We start from the raw sequence: 20,750 nt of genomic DNA, 5'->3' as shown, positions 1-20,750 counted from the left end.
ATATCGCAAAGGTAGTTTTGCAAACTGCAAACTACTAACTGCAAACTAAAAATCCAGTTTCTTCTCCACCTCTGTTTGCCCGGTTTGTTGCTGGCTGTAGGCGTTGCAATCCAGTGTGATGGATAAACCCGATTTTGGCGGAACAAAGTCTATATTCTTTTTGATGCCCAGCTCGGGGTTGGCGTAAACGCGTTTCATATATAACGCCCATATAGGCAGGGCAGTATTGGCACCCTCACCCAAACGGGTTGAGCGGAAGTGGATATCGCGGTCCTCGCAGCCTGTCCACACGCCGGTTACCAGTTGCGGGGTTATACCGATGAACCAACCGTCAGAGTTATCATTAGTAGTACCTGTTTTACCGCCTATAGGGTTGTTGAGTTTGTACGTGCCACGCATGCGCCAGCCGGTACCCTCGTCAATAACGCCTTTAAGCATATAGGTCATAACGTAAGCGGTTTGCTCGTTCATGGCCTGTACCACACGCGGCGAGTTATTGTAAAGTACGTTTCCGTTTTTATCCTCAATACGCAGCAGGTAAGTAGGTTCCGTCCAAACGCCTTGGTTGGCGAATGCCGAATAAGCGCCGGTCATATCAAATACCGAAGCATCAAACGTACCCAAACAGATAGAGGGGTATGGCGGCACGTTGCTGGTAACACCCATTTTCTTGATCAGGTCTGCAACGGGCTGCGGTTTTACCTCGTTCATTACGTAGGCGGTAACCCAGTTTTGTGAACGGGCCAAGGCGGTACGCAAGGTTATCACACCCGGCACGGTCTCGCTCGGTGATGAGCGCGGCGACCATGGCGAACCATAACCCGTAATAGTAATAGGCTCGTTAGCTACTTGCATACATGGCGAAATGCCGTTTTCGATAGCCACGGCATAAGTAAATGGTTTAGCGGTTGAACCCACTTGGCGGGTACCCATCTTTACCTGGTCGTACTTAAAGTGCTCAAAGTTGGTGCCGCCCACCCAGGCTTTAATGTAGCCGGTGGTAGGGTCCATACTCATCATGGCATTGCGTAGCATCATTTTACAATACACAATAGAGTCGATAGGCTTCATTGTGGTATCGATATCGCCGCGCCAGGTGAACAGGTTCATTTTGGCAGGCGTATTAAATTCTTCGCGTATCTCCTCGTCAGATTTATTTAGTTGTTTGGCAGCAATGTAACGGTCTGATCGTTTCATGCCTTTATCCAATAGCGACTTGAAAGTAGGGATGGTTTTCCAAAGGCTGATACCTTTCCAGTGCTGGTTAAACTGTGCCTGCAGGTTACGCATGTATTCTTTTTGCGCTTCCTCGGCATACTCCTGCATGGTTGAATTTAGGGTAACGTAGATCTTCAAACCATCACGATCCAGATCATAAGGGGTAACACCGTCGGGTTTAAAAATGGCTTTATCAACCAGTATCTTCTGAACTTCTTTCTTTAATACTGCGCGGAAGTAAGTTGCAATACCATCATTATGATTAATAGGATTGAACTTCAATCCCAGCGGTTTTGCCTTTGCCTCATCAGCTTGGCCCTGACTTATCTTATCTTCTTCGGCCATACGGCGAAGCACAAAATTGCGGCGGTTTATCGCATTATCGGGATGGTTGATAGGCGAGTAAATACCCGGCCCGTTGATCATACCGATCAGCAATGCAGCCTGGTCTGCCGTTAATTTATCGGGTGTGGTAGCAAAATATGTGCGTGATGCTGAGCTGATACCATAAGTATTGTAAGCACCAAAATCGACTGTATTTAAATACAGCGTCAGGATCTCTTCTTTGGTATAATTGCGCTCCAGCTTAACTGCGGTTATCCATTCCTGTAGTTTTTGTACCACACGTTTAAACGGGTTGTGCGAACGCTCTGAGAATAGGTTAAGCGCTAACTGTTGTGTGATGGTACTGCCCCCCTGCTTTTTACCCACAAGGTTATATAAGATGATAGTGAACGTACGCTGAAAATCGATACCCGAGTGTTCAAAAAAGCGCGAATCCTCTGTAGCCACCAATGCGTTGATCACGTTTGGTGAGATTTGCTTGTAGGTAACGCTTGTGCGGTTCTTGATATAATACTTACCGATAACCTGCTTATCAGACGAGATGACTTCTGATGCCTGGTCGCTCTTGGGGTTCTCCAGCTCGCGGAATGATGGCAGCGGGCCAAACACCTGGAAGGCGATAAGCAGCAGCGCTACCACCAATATGCTGAAGCAAAAGATAAAGAAGCGCCAGATGTACCAGTTGTATCGTTTAATGTCTTGCTGGGCAAGTTTGTTTTTTGTGGGTTTCATTTAGTAATTCTCCTGATAGTACTCGTAGTAACTATCTATTGCAATTTTGTCTGCTAATTTATCCAGATTTTCTTGTGTTATGATAAAAAAGCTGTATTTGTCCTTTGGTACCTTCATAATATCGGGCATCAGCGGGATAATATTGCGGGCGTAATCCTTAACAGCGTTGAGGCTGGTAAAGCGGCCAACGTATATCAGCTGGTTATCGGCACCAACGGCTTTTAACTGGTGTTTGATGGCGTTACCTTCAAAATTCACCCTGTTAAACTGCCCAATGCCAAAACGCGAAGAGGCCACGTTAGTTGTACCCGATGCAACATTTACTACAAAATAGTAGTTGCTGCTATCGCGCTTGCTGAACATCGAGGTGTTGTATTTTGGTTTTTTAACCTCAGGTTTTGCAGGCTCCGGTGTTGGTGCTTGTACCGGTGGAGTAACAGCTGCCTGTTCGGCAGGTTTGGATACCACGGGTTCTTCAACCGGTTTTTTAACTTCAGGCTCGGCTGGTTTGGTAACCGGCGGCGTTTCTGTTTTAGTTATTTCTGATGCTTTTTCTTTGATGACAGGCTCAGGCACCGGTGCAGGTTTCTCTTCCGGTTTACGCACATCCGGTACAATGTCAACCTTCTCTGCCGGTACACGGTATTCTGTTTTTTGCTGATAAACAATCGGCAGGGTAAACAGCGGGTCGGTAGCATCACGATCAGTCAATACCACTTTGCGTTGCAATAGCTCGGCCTGGTTGGCGGCAATATAAGCCAGGTGCTGGTTCACCAGCGGGGTAATGAGTTTATCATCAGGATAACGGGTTACTATCTGGTTAAGGTCATTACTGAACGGTGTCAATGTTTCCTGGTGCGCCGCTGCAAATGCACGCAGGTAATAAACCTGGGCGGCGTAGCGGTTATTTGGATACTGGGCCAACAAGGCATCGGCAGAGGTAACTACCTGTGCGTACTGCTTTGCCGAGTAAAGATCATACACCTTATTATATAGGATAGCAAAACCGTTATCAGCATCGGCCACGTGCTGGGCATAATCAGGATCGAGAATGGTACGGGCAAAAGGTGTTTGCGGATAGTTTTTTACCAGCAGGTCTTTATACTTTGTTGATGATGGCTCGTCTTTGGTTTCGCTGTACAGCCTGTACAGGTTATAATAAATAGCCGGCGTATTATCATTATTAGGGAAACGGCTCAGGATCTTTTCAAAAGCAATAATAGCTTCCTTTTTATCATCCAGTATATCACGATAGAAAGTGGCAATATCCATGTAAGCATCCAGCACGCGCTTGTTTGAGCGGGCCATCAATGGCGGGGTAAGCGGCAGATTCTGTACAATTTGCTGGCGATAGTTATTTGCTTCTACATTGGCCGCGTTGCCCAAACTTGTCGGGTCGGTTGAGGCCAGCGTTGGGTCGGCAGCATTAGGTGTTACCGAGTTATTTTGCGTAATGTTGCTGCTTTGGCGGTTTGCCCTGCGCCAGTTATCTTCCAGCTTGCGGTTGCCCCAAACGCGTTTAAAATTGCTAAAACCCTGACTAACCGCATTGCTGTTATTAAAATAAAAAGCGCTGCCGGTAGGGGTGCTCTCCACAGGCGGATCATTCACATTAACCGTATTACGTGCCTGTGCACTGGTGGCAATGTTAGCTTCCTGTTTTTGTTTGATGGTTTGGGCCTCTACCATCTTATCTATCCGCTGATTGCGGGCAGCTTCATCAAGGCGGGCCAGCATTTGCAGCGTATCCTCGCGCGAGATGATCTGCAACCTGTCGGCAAGTATCTGTAGGTTATCGGCCTTTTTGGCGATGATGGTATAACGCGGGTAATTTGGCGGAAGATTAGCCAGCGTACTATCGTAATACATTTTAGCCTTTACATAATCGGCTTTGTTGGTGAAGTACACATCGGCAGTGCGCAGGTAGGAGAGGCCTTTCTGCGTTTGGTTCCTGATGCTGGCCTTTACAGATTGAGCGTAGCTTTTCAGCGCCTCATCAATATTGCCATCAGCATATTGCAGTTCGCCTATCTGGTAATAGATCTGGTCGTTGAAATCTTTGTTGTTAGGGTTCTTTAATAAGGAGCGAAGTCTGGCCGCGCGGGTAAGCTTAACGCCGCTTTGCCCTTCCTCAATGCGTATGCGATTAAGGTTGGCATTAAAAGCCATATCAAACAGAGCATTGCTGCGTGCCACGCGGCTGTAGCTGGCAATGGCATCCGTTGGTTTATGGTTCAGTTCCTGTAGCTGGCCAAGGATGTAGGTCCAGCGCAGTTCCTGTTCGCTGTTGTTTGAGTATTCGATGGCCAGTTTCGCCATTGCCTCGGCATCAGTATAATCCTGTACATTGATATCATACTGCAGCTTGCTGGCATAAACATCGGCTGTGATCTTCTTTTTAGGATTTACGTTTCGCAAGGCAGTATCCAGCGACACCTTCGCATCATTTGGTTGTTTGATATAAAGCAGCGATCGCGATTTGTAAACCAATGCTTCCTGCCTCAGCTCGGGCTGGGTTGCACCAAATGAGCGGATCACATAGTTGGCATACTCAATGGCATCAAAATAATTACCATCGTAAAAATTGGCTTTGCTTAATAACAGGTAAGCATCACCTAAATAATGACTTTGCTCTTTTACACTGATGATCTTGTTAGCGCGCGACTTTACAGCATCAAGGTCGGCATCGGGCTGGTCCATGCCGGCAGTGGTATCGCGGTAAACGCTTAGCAGTTCGCTGTAATCATCAACATAAGCCTGCTCATAAGCGGCCTGCTTTGCCCGTAGGATTTCGTTGGCATTAAAAAGAATGTTGTATTTGGCCGTAAGGTTCTGCAGCCCGCGGTTAACGGCACTCTGCTTCTCCAGCGAGCAACCGGCAATAAAGAGGCAAATTGCAAGCAAGCCCGGTTTTATCTTTAAAGGGATGTGATTGTACCTCAATTTAATAGATGTTTGTGACAGGTTATGGTTTTTGGTCGCCCTTCTGTTTTGAAGAGTTGGCTAATTTATAAAGGTTTTCAAGGTCGGCTAAATCTTGTTTTCTCGCCGTACCGGCTTTATTCTTTATAAGATCGTCCAGGCCAATATAACTAATTGTTAAATCATCCACATCTACGAACAACCTGTTATTAAAGGCCTCTTCAAAAGTAACTCCCGAAATACTATTCAAAATATCTATCCTTAGCGGGGGATAGCCAAGTTGAGTTACATAATGTTCCCTTAAAAAATCGTCTTTCTTTAAACCTACAGATCCGAATCCAAAGTCATTAATTACTAATAGCATTTTACCGGCATTTTCTTCTGTAGGATTTATCCATATATCTAAGTCACCAGTATGCCTGGGTTTGCCGTGAAAGGCCAATGCATGAGCGCCTACAACCATATAAGCAACATCATGCTGATTTAGCAAAGCGATAAATTCCTGAAAATCCTTTTCAAGTATCATAATGGATGTTGATTAACCACTTTCTCAATCTTAGACGGGAAAGATTTATTTAACCATTTATAATAGTTAAACCTAAGGCGTGTCACTTCCTTTAAACGCTCGGCAACGGGCTGGTTTAGCCAATACTGAATATAAGCCATTTCCTCGTCTTCCTGCTTTACGAAATTTACTACCTTTTCCATGGTTTTAGCCTGAATGTTATTAGAATATATGCAACAAACGCATTTGCTAAAATACTAAACATTATGCAATAGGTTTAATAAATTTGCCCGATGGAAGAAAATGAACCAAAGGATAACAGTAGTGGGGGCAGCCCCGTTAATGCTTATGCTAAATACACGGGCCTTGCTGTGCAAATGATAGTTGTGATAGGTATTTTTGCCTTCGCAGGCTATAAAATAGATGAGGCCGCCGCGCATGAGACCAAGTGGGTTACAGCTACCCTGGCTTTGGTGGGAGTTTTTGTTTCGTTATACCTGGTAATTAGAGCAGTAAGAGATTGAAGACACAAAAAATTATACTTCAATTTGTGGTATTTGTGGCGATACTTGCTGCCATTCCTGCACTGTTGGGCAGCGCCTGGTTGGTGCCTAAATTCTGGGTACTTTTCTTCTTTGTTACAGCTTTCACGGTTATAGTAATTGCCTCATTATTGGCCGTACAGCGTATTAAACCCGAATTATACGCCCAAACCTTCCTGGCAACTACCATTGTAAAGATGTTAGGATGCATGGCTTTTGCCCTGATATTTGTGTCAAAAATACACATCGATAAGACCGTTTTTTTGCTCGATTTTGCTTATTTATATTTCTTAAATACCGCCTTTGAAGTTTACGTTTTGTTGTGTAACTTGCGCAACCAAAATTAGAAGTAAAAAACACTCATTCAATGTATTTAAGCCGTATTTTGAATTCAAAAAAAATAGCTTTAAGCCTCATTTTAGGCGTTTTTTTAACGTTTGTCACTTGTAAAACTTTTGCTATACAGCATGAGGAACACGCCGTGGAAGCGTCAGAATCGCACAACGAAAAGGAGTTTAGCCCAAGTGAGGTAATACTTGAACACATTGCCGATTCGCATAGCTGGCATTTGTGGGGCCATACTACAGTTGCCCTGCCTGTTATCCTTTATACCGATCAGGGTTTCGAGGTGTTCTCATCTGCTCATTTCGAGCATGGCCATGCTGATTATAAAGGTCAATACTACACCTACCGTTTAGTAAAAGATAAAATTGCCATTGTTGGCCCCGGCGAAGAATTAGTTGCCGGTGCAAACATGCTTAATATGCACAAAAAACTGATCGACTTCTCTATCACTAAAAACGTGGTAAGTATGTGGATCTCTTTTGTGTTGCTGTTAATTATATTCTTCAGCGTTTCTGCAGCTTACAAAAAGCGTGCAGGCAAAGCGCCAAAAGGTTTACAATCTTTTATGGAGCCTATTATCCTGTTTGTACGTGATGATATTGCCCGCCCAAACATCGGTTACAAATACCAGCGCTTTATGCCGCTTTTATTAACCGTGTTCTTCTTCATCTGGATCAACAACTTAATCGGTTTAGTTCCTTTCTTCCCGGGTGGTTCAAACTTAACAGGTAACATCGCGGTAACTTTTGTGCTATCGCTTATCACGTTGATCATCGTTAACGTAAATGGTAACAAATACTACTGGAAACACATTTTTGCACCAGACGTACCGGTTTGGTTGTACCCAATTATGTGGCCGGTAGAGCTGGTAGGTATCATCTCTAAGCCGTTTGCATTGATGATCCGTTTGTTTGCTAACATTACAGCAGGGCACATCATTGTGTTAAGCTTAATATCATTGATATTTGTGTTCAAGAGCGTTGCTATTGCACCGGTATCAGTTGCCTTTGTGGTGTTTATGGATGTGTTAGAGTTGCTGGTTGCTGCATTGCAGGCCTTCATTTTCACGCTGTTAACAGCACTATTTATTGGTACTGCTATTGAAGAGCATCACCATTAATAATTGTAAATAACCATATAATATATATTCACTTTTAAATTTAAAACAATGATTGGAAGTATTGCTGCATTAGGTGCAGGTTTAGCAGTAATCGGTGCTGGTATCGGTATCGGTCAGGTAGGTGGTAAAGCGATGGAAGGTATCTCTCGCCAGCCTGAAGCTGCTTCAAAAATCCAAACTGCGATGATCATTGCTGCCGCTCTTATCGAGGGTGCTGCTCTGTTCGGTGTGGTTGTATCATTCCTGGGCTTGAAATAATCCATCGCCCGGAAAAAATTTTAACCGTACTTGCAGCGATTGGCGGCAGGTACGGTTATTAAAATTGACATTTAAACTCATATATAAAACAAAACATGGAATTAGTAACTCCTGAAATTGGTTTGGTTTTTTGGACCACCGTATCGTTCTTAGTGCTGTTTTTCCTGCTTGCTAAATTTGCATGGAAACCTATCATGAGCGCTATTGATGATCGTGAGCGCTCTATTGAAGATGCTTTGCTTAAGGCTGAAGCAGCTAAAGAAGAGATGAGCCGCCTTACTAACGAGAACGAGGTGTTGTTGAAACAAGCCCGTGCCGAGCGCGACCTGATCCTTTCTGAAGCTAAAAAGATCAAAGAGCAGATCATTGCTGACGCTAAAGAAGCTGCACACAAAGAAGGTGCACGCCAGATTGAACTTGCACGTGTTGAAATAAACAACCAGAAAGCTATTGCAATGGCTGATGTTAAAAACCAGGTTGCAGAGCTATCTATACAGGTTGCTGAAAAGATATTACAAAACCAGTTACAAGACCAGCAAAAGCAGGACGAACTGGTATCACAGCTGTTAAAAGAAGTGAAGTTATAATTTGGAGATTGGTGATCAGAGATTAGTGAGTAGTTAAACCGCTCACCATTCAACCATTCACCACTCACTATCAAAATAAGACATGTCAGAAGTAACCATAGGAATCAGGTACGCCAAATCGCTTATAGAGCTTGCACAGGAACAAAATGTTGTTGATGCGATCAAAGCCGATATGGATACTTTTCTTCAAACACTTAAAGCATCATCTGAGCTTAAAGCCGTGCTGAGCAACCCAATTGTTCCGCAACTGAAAAAAGTACAGATACTTGATGCCATATTTGGGGGTAAAGTAAACAACATTACCATCAGCTTTTTTAAACTGATGGTGAACAAGGGGCGTGGCGAAGTACTTTATGCAACAGCTAAAGAGTACATTAACCTGTATAACGTAGCTAAGCATATTACTAAAGCTACTGTTGTATCTGCTACCCCGCTGTCTGCTGCTAACCAACAGGTTATTACTGATGAGTTGCAGAAAGCTATTGGCGGTACCATACAGCTTAACGCTAAGGTTGATGCAGCTTTAATAGGTGGTTTTGTGCTAACCGTTGGCGACAGACAACTGGATACCAGCGTACAAAGCGCCCTGAATAAATTAAGAAAAGATTTTGCCGCTAAGGCAGTTTAATAACAGAAAAATAAACTCTAAATAAATTTTAAAAATGGTAGAGGTAAGACCGGACGAAGTATCAGCTATCCTGCGTCAGCAATTAGCGGGCTTTAAGTCAGAATCTGAATTAGAAGAAGTGGGTACTGTACTCCAGGTGGGTGACGGTATTGCACGTGTTTACGGTTTAAGCAAAGTACAATCAGGTGAGCTGGTTGAGTTTGGTAACGGTTTACAAGGTATCGTACTTAACCTTGAAGAAGATAACGTGGGTGTGGTATTGTTAGGTAAATCAGACGATATTAAAGAAGGTGACACCGTTAAGCGTACAAACCGTATTGCATCTATCAACGTAGGCGAAGGCATGCTTGGCCGTGTTGTAGATACTTTAGGTAACCCGATTGATGGTAAAGGCCCTATTGCCGGTCAAACTTACGAGATGCCTCTGGAGCGTAAAGCACCGGGCGTTATCTACCGCCAGCCGGTTACCGAGCCATTACAAACCGGTATCAAAGCTATCGATGCGATGATCCCTATCGGCCGTGGCCAGCGCGAGTTGGTTATTGGTGACCGCCAAACAGGTAAAACTGCGGTTTGTATCGATACCATCATCAACCAAAAAGAATTTTATGATGCAGGCAAGCCTGTAATCTGTATATATGTTGCCTGTGGCCAGAAAGCTTCTACCGTAGCTAACATAGTACGTACATTAGAAGAGAACGGTGCAATGCCTTACTCTATCGTAGTTGCTGCAAACGCTTCAGACTCTGCTACCATGCAGTTCTTTGCTCCGTTTGCGGGTGCAGCTATCGGCGAGTACTTCCGCGATACAGGCCGCCCAGCTTTGATCATCTATGATGATCTTTCAAAACAGGCTGTTGCTTACCGCGAGGTATCATTGTTACTACGCCGCCCACCAGGCCGCGAGGCTTACCCAGGTGACGTATTCTACCTGCACAGCCGTTTATTAGAGCGTGCCGCTAAGATCAACTCAAACGATAACATCGCTCAGCAAATGAACGATTTGCCAGAGTCTATCAAAGGTATCGTTAAAGGTGGTGGTTCATTAACTGCTCTTCCTATCATTGAAACCCAAGCAGGTGACGTATCAGCGTATATCCCAACCAACGTAATTTCAATTACCGATGGTCAGATATTCCTGGAGTCTAACTTGTTCCTTGCAGGTATCCGCCCGGCTATCAACGTAGGTATCTCGGTATCACGTGTAGGTGGTAACGCGCAGATCAAATCAATGAAAAAGGTAGCAGGTACCTTAAAGCTTGACCAGGCACAATACCGCGAGTTAGAGGCCTTCTCTAAATTCGGTTCAGACCTTGATGCTTCAACCAAATCAGTAATTGATAAAGGTGCACGTAACGTAGAGATCTTGAAACAAGGTCAGTTCTCTCCGGTATCAGTAGAAAAGCAAGTTGCTATCATCTACATAGGTACCAAAAACTTAATGCGTAACGTACCGGTTAACAAGATCCGTAAGTTTGAAGAAGAGTTTACCAGCCAGTTAGAAGTGCGCCACCCTGAGGTGCTTGCAGCCCTAAAAGCAGGTAAGTTTGACGATCAGCTAACCGGCGTGTTAGAGACCGTAGCTAAAGAAATATCAGCGAATTACTAATTAGATGTGCAGATATGCTGATGTGCAAATGTGCAGATCAGCGTATCTCGCAGATAGTTTAAACTATAACCGTGTAATGTTGCAATCATCTGCACATCTGCACATTTGAAATTTGCACATTAATAACGAATGGCTAATTTAAAAGAAGTAAGAAACAGGATAGCGTCTGTAAACTCAACGCAGCAGATCACCAAGGCCATGAAAATGGTTTCGGCGGCTAAGTTGCGCAGGGCTACTGATGCTATTGTACAATTGCGCCCTTACGCCAGCAAATTAAAAGATCTGTTGGCTAACCTTTCTGCAAGCCTAGAGGATGGTGCATCACCTTACCTGCAGGAGCGTGAGCCGGTACGCGTATTGGTGGTTGTGGTAACCTCAAACCGTGGCTTGGCTGGTGCATTTAACACCAACGCTATAAAAGCTGCCAACAACCTGATCAACGAGAAGTACAGTGCCCAAATGAAAGCCGGCAATGTATCAATCGTAGCTATTGGTAAAAAAGGTCATGATTTTTACACTCGCCGCAAGTTTAATGTGGTGGGTAACCATAATGATCTGTACCTTGATCTTAACTTCGCTAACGCATCAAAAGTTACTGAAGAGATCATGCAGGGCTTTGTTAATGGCCAGTATGACCGTGTTGAACTGGTGTACAACCACTTCCGTAACGCAGCTGTACAGTTCCTGATAACCGAGCAATTGTTACCTGTACCAAAAGCTGAGAAGGAAGAGAAACCAGCTAAAGAGGCTTTCGCTACTAAGAAGGAAGCTACTTTAGAAAGCCAGGTTGATTACATACTTGAGCCTTCAAAAGAAGAGATAGTAGAGCAACTGATCCCTAAGAACATCAAGATCCAGTTATACCGCGCAGTGTTAGATTCAAACGCATCTGAGCACGGGGCCCGTATGACCGCGATGGATAAAGCAACCGAGAATGCCGGTGAATTATTGAAAGCCCTTAAACTTTCATACAACCAGGCGCGCCAGGCAGCCATCACCACAGAACTTACCGAGATAGTAAGCGGTGCAGCAGCACTAAGCGGCGCATAATCTGCAGCTATCCGTATGATATCACAAAGGCTTCCCAATTTGGGAAGCCTTTGTTGTTTCTAAACGCCACGTAATTGCGAGGAGCAACAGCGACGTAGCAATCCCCGATATGCAGAGTCGCTTGTCCTAAAGAGATTGCTTCGTTCCTCGCAATGACGCGTTTATTTGTTGTCATTCTGAGCGACAGCGAAGAATCTAACCGCGTTGTTGCTACCTACGTCATTGCGAGGAGCAACAGCGACGTGGCAATCCCCGATATGCAGAGTCGCTTGTCCTAAAGAGATTGCTTCGTTCCTCGCAATGACGCGTAGGTGAGCGTTTTCTTGATTCCTGACTCTAACAGTCCTGATTCTATTCTACACCCCCTTCAGTGGGCTGGGGGGCTAATTTTATCATTCACCAGCCCAACGATCTCTTTCTCCGCTTCAATAGCCTTATTCTCCAATTCAGTGCCTTTACTCAATACCTCATCTACAAAAGCTTTATCATTACACCCCTGGGCATTGATCTTCACATTCATAAAAGCACCCAATACTGCAGAGCGGGCACACAAGGCAGCAACGCCGGCATCCGTCACCGAATTTGGGTTACCCACCTCAACCATAGCCTTGATGAGTCCGAAGCTTTCTACTGCTATCTGCATCACTCTGAACGGAACTTCAATAGCATATTTAGTAGCTGATTGTATAGCCTCTGTTCTCGCAGCCTTTTCCTGATCGGTTGATTTAGGCAATGAAAATGCTTCCATGATTCGGTTAAACGCTGTCGTATCCTTATCCACCAAACCCAGCAGCTCATCCTTATAACGCTGGCCTTGCTCAGCCCAATTGCTAAACTCTTCCCAGCGGCTGTCCCAACCTTTCTTATGAGATGACAGATTGGCCACCATGGTTGCTAACGAAGCGCCCAAAACACCCAGGTAGGCTGATATAGAACCACCACCCGGCGCTGGGCTTTCACTTGCCGTTTCATCAGCAAATTCAGTCAGGCTCATGCTGATGAGTTTGCTGTCGGCTTTGTCTTTTAGCAAGTACTCGATAATACGCTCTTCGGGTTTAAATGGCCCTAACTCATCCAGTCCCATTGATTTTATGGTGATCTTGATCAGTTCGCTCTCGCTTACACCAACAGAACGTTTCTGCTTACGCAGGAAATATTTACCGGCATCCAGCATGGCTTTCAGAGGGATCAAACCCACGAGTTCGCTGCCTGTAACGCGAATGCCGCGCTCATTAGCCTTTTTGCACACCTCATCAAAAGCAATGTGCACAGGCGTAACCTCAATGTTGGTGAGGTTCATCGAGATCTGGGCGATACCATATTCCTCAATGTACCATCCAATAGCTTTCACACTTTTTAGTGAGCCGGGAATGTTCTTTGGTTTGCCGTTCTCATCGGTTACTATTTTGCCCGTCACCGGGTCGCCCTCGCGCAAGGCACGGCCAGCCTCGCGAACATCAAAGGCAATGGCATTTGCACGGCGGGTTGAGGTGGTATTCAAATTTACGTTGTACGCGATCAAAAACTCGCGCGCACCTATCACGGTAGCACCTCGCCTTACATCGTTCTCCGCAGGACCAAAATCAGGCGTCCACTCCGGCTGTTTTATTTTCTTGAAGAAACCTTCGTATTCTCCCGCACGGATGATGGAAAGGTTGCTGCGGTTTTTATTTGGCTGTGCATATTCATATAGGTAAGCCGGTATCTGCAATTCTTCGCCAACACGTTTGGCCAGTTTTACAGCATACTCTGCCGTCTCTTCCATACTAATGTTAGCAATCGGTATCAGCGGACAAACATCCGTTGCACCCATGCGCGGGTGTTCGCCTTTTTGCTTGCTCATATCAATCAGCTCACCAGCCTTTTTAATAGCACGGTAGGCGGCTTCTATCACCTGCTCAGGCTCGCCCACAAAAGTTACCACCGTGCGGTTGGTAGCCTTGCCCGGGTCAACATTCAGCAGGCGTACACCATCCACAGCTTCCACCTCATCGGTTAGCTGCTTAATGATGCCCATGTTTACACCTTCACTAAAATTAGGTACGCATTCAATCAACTTTTTCATATTTCGATGTCATTGAGTCATTAGGTCATTGAGTCATTGTGGTTATTTCAATAAATCAACGTAATCTTAAAAATCAGTAGAATCTGCGGTCCACACATTCACAGGTTTCATCTTCCCCTGGTAATACAAAATCTCGCGATAATCACTGCAAGGGTAGGCCTGCATATCGGCTACCATGCCCGGCGCTAATATACCACGGTTGCTGATCTTTAGTGCCGCTGTTGCGCGATAAGTTAAACCGGCGAATACTTCTGCTGCGGATAACTTTTCTGATGCACTCATTATAGCCGCCTGCATCAGTAGATCACCCATCGGGGCCGAGCCGGGGTTCCAGTCGCTGGCAATGGCGAGGCAGGCACCGGCGTCAAGCAGTCTACGCGCAGGCGGGTAATTCATCCCCAAGCCTAACGAGGCGCCGGGCAATGCCACTGCAACCGTATCAGAATTAGCCAATAATTTTATCTCGGCTTCGCCGGACGTCTCGAGATGGTCGGCAGATACAGCGCCAACCTCTACTGCAACCTTGCTGCCGCCCGTGGTAAACTGGTCGGCATGTACGGTGATATCAAAACCTAAAGCTTTGGCTTTGGTCAGGTAGGTTAAAGCATTTTCAGGATTGATGGCGCTTTGTTCAACAAAAATATCAACCCGTGAACTTAACTCTTCCTGTTTGATCATCGGCAGTAATTCATTCAACACCATATTCAAATACTCTTCCTGCGAACCCCCAAAATCCTTCGGCACCATGTGCGCCGCGAGGCAGGTAGAGATCAGTTTAGCTTTGGTTTGAGCAGATGCTGCTTTTATAGCACGTAGCTGTTTTAACTCTTCCTGTATAGATAAGCCGTAACCGCTTTTAACTTCGATGGTTGTTACACCTTCAGATAAATGGCGATTAGCGCGTTGGATGAGGGTTTCGGTCAGTTCCTGTTCGCTGGCGTTACGCGTTTGTGTGACCGTATCCCATATACCGCCGCCCGCTTTGGCAATCTCCAGGTAAGTTTTGCCTGCAATGCGCATACTGTAATCCTTAGCCCGGTTACCGCCGAAACAAATATGTGTATGGCAATCCACAAAGCCCGGGAGCAAAACCTGCGGCGTAGTAATTTCATCTATTTGGGCTGTTGGATGGGCTTTTTGCAATACATCAAAGTCGCCAATGGCTATTATGAGGCCATCATCAGTCAATACGCCACCGTTGTGGATAATGCGCAATTGATCATCCCTAAGTGCACCTTTCAGCGGCAGGCCATCAAGCGGCAATATCTGTGTAAACGGACCGGTTAGTTTCATCTCTATCTATCTTACGTCATTGCGAGCGTAGCGTGGCAATCCCCTGCCTACAGAGCCGCTCTGTAAGTAGGGGATTGCCACGTCGGCTTCGCCTTCCTCGCAATGACGGATTTATTTTATCGTCTTTTATTAATGCCCCAATGACTCAAAATCACCACACCTTCAACCCAAACCTTTCGCCCCATTCTGCGGCTTTATCATAGCCTGCATCGGTATGGCGGAAGATACCCATGGCAGGGTCATTGTGTAGTACGCGTTTAAGGCATTCTGCGGCGCGTTCGGTACCATCAGCAACCACTACCATGCCGGCGTGCTGCGAGTAGCCCATACCCACGCCACCGCCGTGGTGGAATGATACCCATGTTGCCCCGCCCGAGGTGTTGGCCATCAGGTTCAGCAGCGGCCAGTCTGATACGGCGTCCGAGCCGTCTTTCATGGCTTCGGTCTCGCGGTTGGGTGATGCCACTGAGCCGCAATCCAGATGGTCGCGACCTATCACTATCGGTGCTTTCACTTTGCCGCTTGCCACGAGGTCATTAAATATAAGTCCTGCTTTTTCGCGGTCGCCCATGCCCAGCCAGCATATACGTGCCGGCAGGCCCTGGAACGACACTTGTTTTTGCGCTTTTTCCAACCAATTGATCAGCGCAGTATTTTCGGGGAAAGCTTCCATCAAAGCTTTATCAGTAGTATAAATATCTTCAGGATCGCCGGACAGTGCCACCCAGCGAAACGGCCCCTTACCCTCGCAAAACAGCGGGCGGATAAAGGCCGGTGTGAAGCCCGGGAAGTTGAACGCATCCGGCTCACCGCCCTGGCGGGCAAACTCGCGCAGGTTATTGCCATAATCAAAAGTGATGGCACCGCGTTTTTGCAGCTCCAGCATGAAACCAACATGGCGGGCCATACTGGTGAGTGCTAAAAGCTTGTATTGGGCGGGATCTGCTTTGCGCAGGTCTACCGCTTCGTCTAAACGCAGGTTGTGCGGCACGTAACCGTTTATAGGATCATGTGCCGAGGTCTGGTCGGTAAGCATATTGGGTACAATGCCATCAGCTATCAGGCGCTCCAGCATATCGCCGGCATCGCTTACCAAGCCGACTGATAACGTTTCACCTTTTGCCATGGCTTCTTTTACCCAGGCAATGGCCTCGTCGTAAGAATGGGTAACACGGTCAATGTATTTACTCTCGATACGTTTTTGAATGCGGCTTTCATCCACATCGGCACCCAGAAAAACAGCGCCTGCCATAGTAGCAGCCAGGGGCTGAGCGCCACCCATGCCGCCTATACCGGCACTGACGATCAGTTTCCCTGTTAAATCGCCATTGAAATGCTGGCGACCGGCTTCTACAAAGGTTTCATAAGTGCCCTGCAAAATGCCTTGGGTACCTATGTAGATCCAGCTGCCTGCGGTCATCTGCCCGTACATCATCAGGCCTTCGGCGCGAAGTTTATTGAAATGCTCCCAGGTTGACCATGCCGGTACCAGGTTACTGTTGGCAATGAGCACGCGAGGTGCCTGTGGATGCGTACGTACAATGCCCACCGGCTTACCCGATTGCACCAGCAACGAATGGTTTTCATCCAACTCGAGTAAGATCTCAATGATCTTCCGCAAAGATTCCTGATTGCGTGCCGCCTGGCCTATGCCGCCGTATACCACCAACTCGTCGGGGTTTTCGGCAACCTGCTTATCCAGGTTATTCAAAAGCATCCTTAAAGGTGCTTCGGTTTGCCAGCTTTTAGCGTGTAACTGGTTGCCAACCGGCGCCTTATAATGCGGGTGGTTGGCATATGTCTTAATAAATTCCGAATTCGTCATCGTCATTTAAATTGATGTAATGGTTTTGGGCGGTTTGGTTGGCAAGGGCCAGTAATTGCCCGCTGATAACTAAGCGGTGCAGGGCGTTGATATCCGTAGCAAATATCCTGTCGTCTTTTATGGCAGGCACGTGTTGCCTCACCAAATGGTAGCAAGCTTCTATCAGATCGGTTGATTGTAATGGCCTGCGAAACTCCAGCGCCTGTGTGGCGTAAAGCAATTCTATCGCTTGTATATATTCGATATTATCGATGATCTGGTGCAATTTGCGCCCGCTGATAGAACCCATGGAAACGTGATCTTCCTGGCCCAGCGAGGTAGGCACACTATCCGCGCTGGCAGGGAAACAAAGCGTTTTATTCTCGGTAACCAAGGCCGCGGTGGTGTATTGCGGGATCATGAGGCCCGAGTTTAGTCCGGCATCGCTCGTTAACAACTTTGGTAAACCATAACGGCCTTCGCTCATGAGGTAGCAGCGGCGGTCGGCAATGTTGCCTAACTCAGCTGCCGCTATGGCTGCATAGTCCAGCGGAATAGCCATGGGCTGCCCGTGGAAGTTACCACCGCTAATGGTATCCTCAGCATTAAAAACTACAGGATTATCGGTAACCGAGTTGAGCTCGATCTCAGTCATTTCTTTAAGGTGCAGCCATGCATTGCGTGATGCGCCATGCACCTGCGGCATGCAACGTAACGAATAAGGATCCTGCACACGGTCGCAGTCCTGATGTGAGTTGCCTATCTCTGAACCCTGCAGCATACTTGCCAAACGTTTGGCTACATGCTTTGTGCCTTTATAGGGGCGGATGGCATGCAGGCGCTCATCAAAAGGACGGGCAGAACCCATCAAAGCTTCAAGAGAAACCGCGCCGATGACATCAGCCAGATCCAAAGCATTTTTTAAACGCTCAACGCCTTTTACAGCAAAGGCTAAGATGAACTGCGTGCCATTTATCAGGGCCAGGCCTTCTTTTGGGCCGAGGGTTAAAGGCTGCAGGTTATTGTCTTTCAGCACCACATCTGCGGGCAGGCGTTTGCCATCCACAAATACTTCGCCCAGACCTATCAGTGGCAGGAAAAGGTGCGATAGGGGAGCCAGGTCTCCTGATGCACCTACCGAACCTTTCTCGGGTACCACAGGGATTACATTATTTTCGATATGCCAGATGATACGCTCTAAGGTAGCAAGGGCAATGCCCGAGAAACCCTGAGCCAAAGCATGTACTTTAGTGATGAGCATCAGTTTGGCAATTTCCCGGGGGATGGGGTTGCCCACGCCCACGCTATGGCTTTTTAGAATATTGCTTTGCAGCAGGCTGGTGTCCTGCTCAGAAATGCGCGTATCGCACAGCGGGCCAAAGCCGGTATTGATCCCATAAACGGCATCATGGCCGTGTGCTATTTTCTCCACTTCGCGCCATGATGTTTCAATGCGCTGTTTGGCATCGGCATTAATAACGCCGCTTACTTTGCCGGTTGCTATGTCTAAGCAAAGGCCAACGCTGAGGTGGTCTATGCCGTAATTAAAGTTTTTCATCGGTAATGGCATTAAGTTTTTTACCAACCTGGCCGGATAGGTCATAGCTGCGGAAGGTATCTTCCATGGCTGTGATAGCAGGCAACAGGTGCTCTATCTGCGCATCGCTTGCGGCAAGTTCAGTCATGCTGGCGCTGATGGCATCCCAGATGGGAAGGATCTGCTGCAGCAAGGCTTTACCTTTTTCGGTGAATTGTACCATCTGGCGGCGGGCATCATCAGGGTCGGCAGTGGTCTCTACCAGGTTGCGGTTTTTGAGGTTGGTGATGAGCTGACTTGCCGCCGGGTGCGATACCTCGGTTTTATCGCTCAGTTCTTTTATCGACAGCGAATCGTTCTGCGACAGCAAATAAAAAACCGGGAACCAGCTGGCATCAAACTCGATGCCTTCGTTCTGATAAATGCGGTTTATCTCGCCCAGAAAAGCTTCGCTTAAACGTCTCAGGCGGCTGCCCAAAACCAGGTAACCTAAATTCTGATACAAATTCATAAATGCAATTTATATAAGTGCTTATATAAATGCAAGTTTATTTATTAAAAGCTTGTTAATCAAAATGCTTTGTCGGGATACGCCTGCAAGGTCGTCGCAATTGGCCCTGCCGTGGTATGTGTTTTGCGCCCATCTTTGTGCTATAAACTTAAAGCTATGGAAACTACAAAATTTGAGATCGACATTAATGCTACGCCTGCAAAGGTTTGGGATTCGTTGTGGAGCGACGAGAACTACCCAAAATGGACAGCCGCTTTCTGCGAAGGTTCGCATGCCATTACCGACTGGCAGGAAGGCAGCGAAGTGCTGTTTTTGGATAAGGATAAGAACGGCATGCGTGCTATGATAGAGAAGAATGATCCTGAAAAATTTATGTCGATAAAAACACTTGGCGAAATGTCAAAAGGCGAAGAAAAGACCGGTGGCAGCCCATCAACCTGCGGCGACTGGTACGAGAATTATACGCTTACGCCAAAAGGTAACGGTACGCACCTGCTGATTGAGCTGAAAGCTGATGAAGTACCGCCCGAGTTTAGAGATTTCATGGATACTACCTGGCCAAAGGCGCTTGATGAGTTGAAGAGGATTGCGGAATGCCCCCCAGCCCCCTGAAGGGAGAGTAGGAAGCCTCTCCCCAGCCCTCTGCAAAGGAGAGGGAGTTGAAATATAAGTTGTCATTTCGAACGAGCGGGAGCGAGGAGAAATCTTCTACGCTTGATAATTACGTTTCAAATCGCTTGCAGAAGATTTCTCGTCGCGTCATTTCACAAGGCCCCTACTGCTCGCTCGAAATGACAAATTTTTACGAACCCCCGCTGGGGGGCTTTTTGTATCACCCTTTTTACACCGTAAAAGCACATTTTTAAATGTTTAAGTTACATTTGCTACATGAAAAAATATGCTTTACTACTGATACTTGGTTTGCTTGCAGGCACCAGTTTTGCCGATGGCATTGATACATTGAAAAAGAATGGCTACACGCTTATAGTAAGCGGTAACGATGCTAATTTTGATAAAGGGTTGCGCGAAAAACTTATCAATACATTTTTTGAAGTGTACCCCGGCATTGTAAAAGAGTATAACAAAAAGAGCCTTAAGGTGGTGAATTTCTTTATTGATACGGCTTACCATGGCGTTGCTGCTACCGATAACGGCCGTGTGGTTTTCAGTACCGAATACATGACCAAACACCCCGGCGATATTGATGTGGTTACCCACGAGGTGATGCATATTGTGCAGGACTATGGCCAAACCAACGGCCCGTGGTGGGTTACCGAAGGTATTGCAGATTACGTACGTAACGAGCATGGTGTAGCCAACGCTGCCGCCGGCTGGAAACTGCCCGACTATAAATTAACCCAAAACTTTGATAACAGCTACCGCGTAACCGCGCGCTTTTTTACCTGGATAGAGAAGCACGTTAAAAAAGGTACCGTTAAAAAGCTGGACGATATTATGCGTAAGCATACCTACACTGCTGATACATTTAAGCAACTAACCGGCAAAACGGTTGAAGAGTTGTGGAAGGAGTATGGGGCGAATCCGGCTTTATAGAGAGTCAGGACTGTTAGGATCGGGAATCAAGAAAGAGCTTCATCCACGCCTAACTTTGTCATGCTGAGGAACGAAGCATCTTTCCACGGTTAGTGGTTCGACAGGCTCACCATGACATTTATATA

General features: G+C 46.4%; 19 protein-coding genes. 10 read left to right on the top strand and 9 right to left on the bottom strand.

Annotated features, from left to right (window positions below; translation table 11 throughout):
* Positions 1-45 precede the first annotated feature (45 nt).
* Genes D0C36_RS23360 through D0C36_RS23345 form a run of 4 tightly spaced genes read right to left on the bottom strand, consistent with a single transcriptional unit; the run spans position 46 to position 5,925 of the window.
* The gene (locus D0C36_RS23360) at positions 46-2,295 is read right to left on the bottom strand and encodes a penicillin-binding protein 1A (RefSeq protein ID WP_117394145.1); all 2,250 of its coding nucleotides are present in this window, start codon (positions 2,293-2,295) and stop codon (positions 46-48) included.
* A complete protein-coding gene (gene porW / locus D0C36_RS23355) occupies positions 2,296-5,238 on the bottom strand; it encodes a type IX secretion system periplasmic lipoprotein PorW/SprE (protein ID WP_117394144.1) in 2,943 nt (980 codons plus the stop codon).
* A 22-nt stretch (positions 5,239-5,260) separates the two neighbouring features.
* Entirely contained in the window at positions 5,261-5,743 is a 483-nt protein-coding gene (locus D0C36_RS23350; protein WP_117394143.1) for a nucleotidyltransferase, read from the bottom strand.
* The gene (locus D0C36_RS23345) at positions 5,740-5,925 is read right to left on the bottom strand and encodes a hypothetical protein (protein ID WP_117394142.1); all 186 of its coding nucleotides are present in this window, start codon (positions 5,923-5,925) and stop codon (positions 5,740-5,742) included. The genes D0C36_RS23350 and D0C36_RS23345 overlap by 4 nt, the downstream gene beginning before the upstream one ends.
* A 90-nt stretch (positions 5,926-6,015) precedes the next feature.
* Here D0C36_RS23345 and D0C36_RS23340 point away from each other — a divergent pair, with 90 nt between their 5' ends.
* The 8 genes from D0C36_RS23340 to atpG all read left to right on the top strand — a co-directional run bounded on the left by D0C36_RS23340 (position 6,016) and on the right by atpG (position 11,861).
* Positions 6,016-6,246 carry an AtpZ/AtpI family protein gene (locus D0C36_RS23340; RefSeq protein WP_117394141.1) on the top strand — a complete coding sequence of 77 codons (231 nt, stop codon included), beginning with the start codon at positions 6,016-6,018 and terminating at the stop codon, positions 6,244-6,246.
* The gene (locus D0C36_RS23335) at positions 6,243-6,611 is read left to right on the top strand and encodes a hypothetical protein (protein ID WP_117394140.1); all 369 of its coding nucleotides are present in this window, start codon (positions 6,243-6,245) and stop codon (positions 6,609-6,611) included. The genes D0C36_RS23340 and D0C36_RS23335 overlap by 4 nt, the downstream gene beginning before the upstream one ends.
* Before the next feature lie 134 nt (positions 6,612-6,745).
* Positions 6,746-7,729, top strand: a complete 984-nt coding sequence (gene atpB, locus D0C36_RS23330) for a F0F1 ATP synthase subunit A (RefSeq protein WP_394339854.1) — start codon at positions 6,746-6,748, stop codon at positions 7,727-7,729.
* 48 nt (positions 7,730-7,777) lie between these two features.
* On the top strand, positions 7,778-7,987 hold the full coding sequence (gene atpE, locus D0C36_RS23325; RefSeq protein WP_022830206.1) for an ATP synthase F0 subunit C: 210 nt from the start codon (positions 7,778-7,780) through the stop codon (positions 7,985-7,987).
* 95 nt (positions 7,988-8,082) lie between these two features.
* Positions 8,083-8,574, top strand: a complete 492-nt coding sequence (gene atpF, locus D0C36_RS23320; protein ID WP_117394138.1) for a F0F1 ATP synthase subunit B — start codon at positions 8,083-8,085, stop codon at positions 8,572-8,574.
* 82 nt (positions 8,575-8,656) lie between these two features.
* Complete coding sequence (gene atpH / locus D0C36_RS23315) at positions 8,657-9,202, top strand: ATP synthase F1 subunit delta (protein WP_117394137.1); 546 nt, start codon at positions 8,657-8,659, stop codon at positions 9,200-9,202.
* 34 nt (positions 9,203-9,236) lie between these two features.
* Positions 9,237-10,811 carry a F0F1 ATP synthase subunit alpha gene (gene atpA, locus D0C36_RS23310; protein WP_117394136.1) on the top strand — a complete coding sequence of 525 codons (1,575 nt, stop codon included), beginning with the start codon at positions 9,237-9,239 and terminating at the stop codon, positions 10,809-10,811.
* Positions 10,812-10,940: 129 nt separating this feature from the next.
* Positions 10,941-11,861: an ATP synthase F1 subunit gamma gene (atpG, locus tag D0C36_RS23305; protein ID WP_117394135.1), complete on the top strand. Its 921-nt coding sequence runs from the start codon at positions 10,941-10,943 to the stop codon at positions 11,859-11,861.
* A 367-nt stretch (positions 11,862-12,228) separates the two neighbouring features.
* Here the strand turns inward: atpG and ftcD are convergent, their stop codons facing one another.
* The 5 genes from ftcD to D0C36_RS23280 form a co-directional block, all read right to left on the bottom strand.
* Entirely contained in the window at positions 12,229-13,926 is a 1,698-nt protein-coding gene (ftcD, locus tag D0C36_RS23300; RefSeq protein WP_117394134.1) for a glutamate formimidoyltransferase, read from the bottom strand.
* A gap of 66 nt (positions 13,927-13,992) precedes the next feature.
* Complete coding sequence (gene hutI / locus D0C36_RS23295) at positions 13,993-15,219, bottom strand: imidazolonepropionase (RefSeq protein ID WP_117394133.1); 1,227 nt, start codon at positions 15,217-15,219, stop codon at positions 13,993-13,995.
* 151 nt (positions 15,220-15,370) lie between these two features.
* Positions 15,371-17,044, bottom strand: coding sequence for a urocanate hydratase (gene hutU / locus D0C36_RS23290; RefSeq protein WP_117394132.1), 1,674 nt, complete (start codon positions 17,042-17,044; stop codon positions 15,371-15,373).
* On the bottom strand, positions 17,022-18,581 hold the full coding sequence (gene hutH / locus D0C36_RS23285; RefSeq protein WP_117394131.1) for a histidine ammonia-lyase: 1,560 nt from the start codon (positions 18,579-18,581) through the stop codon (positions 17,022-17,024). Before hutH ends, hutU begins: the two co-directional genes overlap by 23 nt.
* Positions 18,568-19,071, bottom strand: a complete 504-nt coding sequence (locus tag D0C36_RS23280) for a MarR family winged helix-turn-helix transcriptional regulator (RefSeq protein ID WP_117394130.1) — start codon at positions 19,069-19,071, stop codon at positions 18,568-18,570. Before D0C36_RS23280 ends, hutH begins: the two co-directional genes overlap by 14 nt.
* A gap of 156 nt (positions 19,072-19,227) precedes the next feature.
* Here D0C36_RS23280 and D0C36_RS23275 point away from each other — a divergent pair, with 156 nt between their 5' ends.
* Complete coding sequence (locus D0C36_RS23275) at positions 19,228-19,683, top strand: SRPBCC family protein (protein WP_117394129.1); 456 nt, start codon at positions 19,228-19,230, stop codon at positions 19,681-19,683.
* Positions 19,684-19,959: 276 nt separating this feature from the next.
* The gene (locus D0C36_RS23270) at positions 19,960-20,625 is read left to right on the top strand and encodes a basic secretory protein-like protein (protein ID WP_117394128.1); all 666 of its coding nucleotides are present in this window, start codon (positions 19,960-19,962) and stop codon (positions 20,623-20,625) included.
* Positions 20,626-20,750: the final 125 nt, after the last annotated feature.

The sequence above is a fragment of the Mucilaginibacter conchicola genome (assembly GCF_003432115.1).
Lineage (GTDB): Bacteria > Bacteroidota > Bacteroidia > Sphingobacteriales > Sphingobacteriaceae > Mucilaginibacter > Mucilaginibacter conchicola.
This window is presented reverse-complemented; position numbering and strand designations above follow the sequence as displayed.

Coding starts and splice junctions, on each gene's coding strand:
- D0C36_RS23360 (WP_117394145.1), bottom strand. CDS start 2,295: ATGAAACCCACAAAAAACAAACTTGCCCAGCAAGACATTAAACGATAC.
- D0C36_RS23350 (WP_117394143.1), bottom strand. CDS start 5,743: ATGATACTTGAAAAGGATTTTCAGGAATTTATCGCTTTGCTAAATCAG.
- D0C36_RS23345 (WP_117394142.1), bottom strand. CDS start 5,925: ATGGAAAAGGTAGTAAATTTCGTAAAGCAGGAAGACGAGGAAATGGCT.
- D0C36_RS23340 (WP_117394141.1), top strand. CDS start 6,016: ATGGAAGAAAATGAACCAAAGGATAACAGTAGTGGGGGCAGCCCCGTT.
- atpE (WP_022830206.1), top strand. CDS start 7,778: ATGATTGGAAGTATTGCTGCATTAGGTGCAGGTTTAGCAGTAATCGGT.
- atpF (WP_117394138.1), top strand. CDS start 8,083: ATGGAATTAGTAACTCCTGAAATTGGTTTGGTTTTTTGGACCACCGTA.
- atpH (WP_117394137.1), top strand. CDS start 8,657: ATGTCAGAAGTAACCATAGGAATCAGGTACGCCAAATCGCTTATAGAG.
- atpA (WP_117394136.1), top strand. CDS start 9,237: ATGGTAGAGGTAAGACCGGACGAAGTATCAGCTATCCTGCGTCAGCAA.
- atpG (WP_117394135.1), top strand. CDS start 10,941: ATGGCTAATTTAAAAGAAGTAAGAAACAGGATAGCGTCTGTAAACTCA.
- ftcD (WP_117394134.1), bottom strand. CDS start 13,926: ATGAAAAAGTTGATTGAATGCGTACCTAATTTTAGTGAAGGTGTAAAC.
- hutI (WP_117394133.1), bottom strand. CDS start 15,219: ATGAAACTAACCGGTCCGTTTACACAGATATTGCCGCTTGATGGCCTG.
- hutU (WP_117394132.1), bottom strand. CDS start 17,044: ATGACGAATTCGGAATTTATTAAGACATATGCCAACCACCCGCATTAT.
- hutH (WP_117394131.1), bottom strand. CDS start 18,581: ATGAAAAACTTTAATTACGGCATAGACCACCTCAGCGTTGGCCTTTGC.
- D0C36_RS23280 (WP_117394130.1), bottom strand. CDS start 19,071: ATGAATTTGTATCAGAATTTAGGTTACCTGGTTTTGGGCAGCCGCCTG.
- D0C36_RS23275 (WP_117394129.1), top strand. CDS start 19,228: ATGGAAACTACAAAATTTGAGATCGACATTAATGCTACGCCTGCAAAG.
- D0C36_RS23270 (WP_117394128.1), top strand. CDS start 19,960: ATGAAAAAATATGCTTTACTACTGATACTTGGTTTGCTTGCAGGCACC.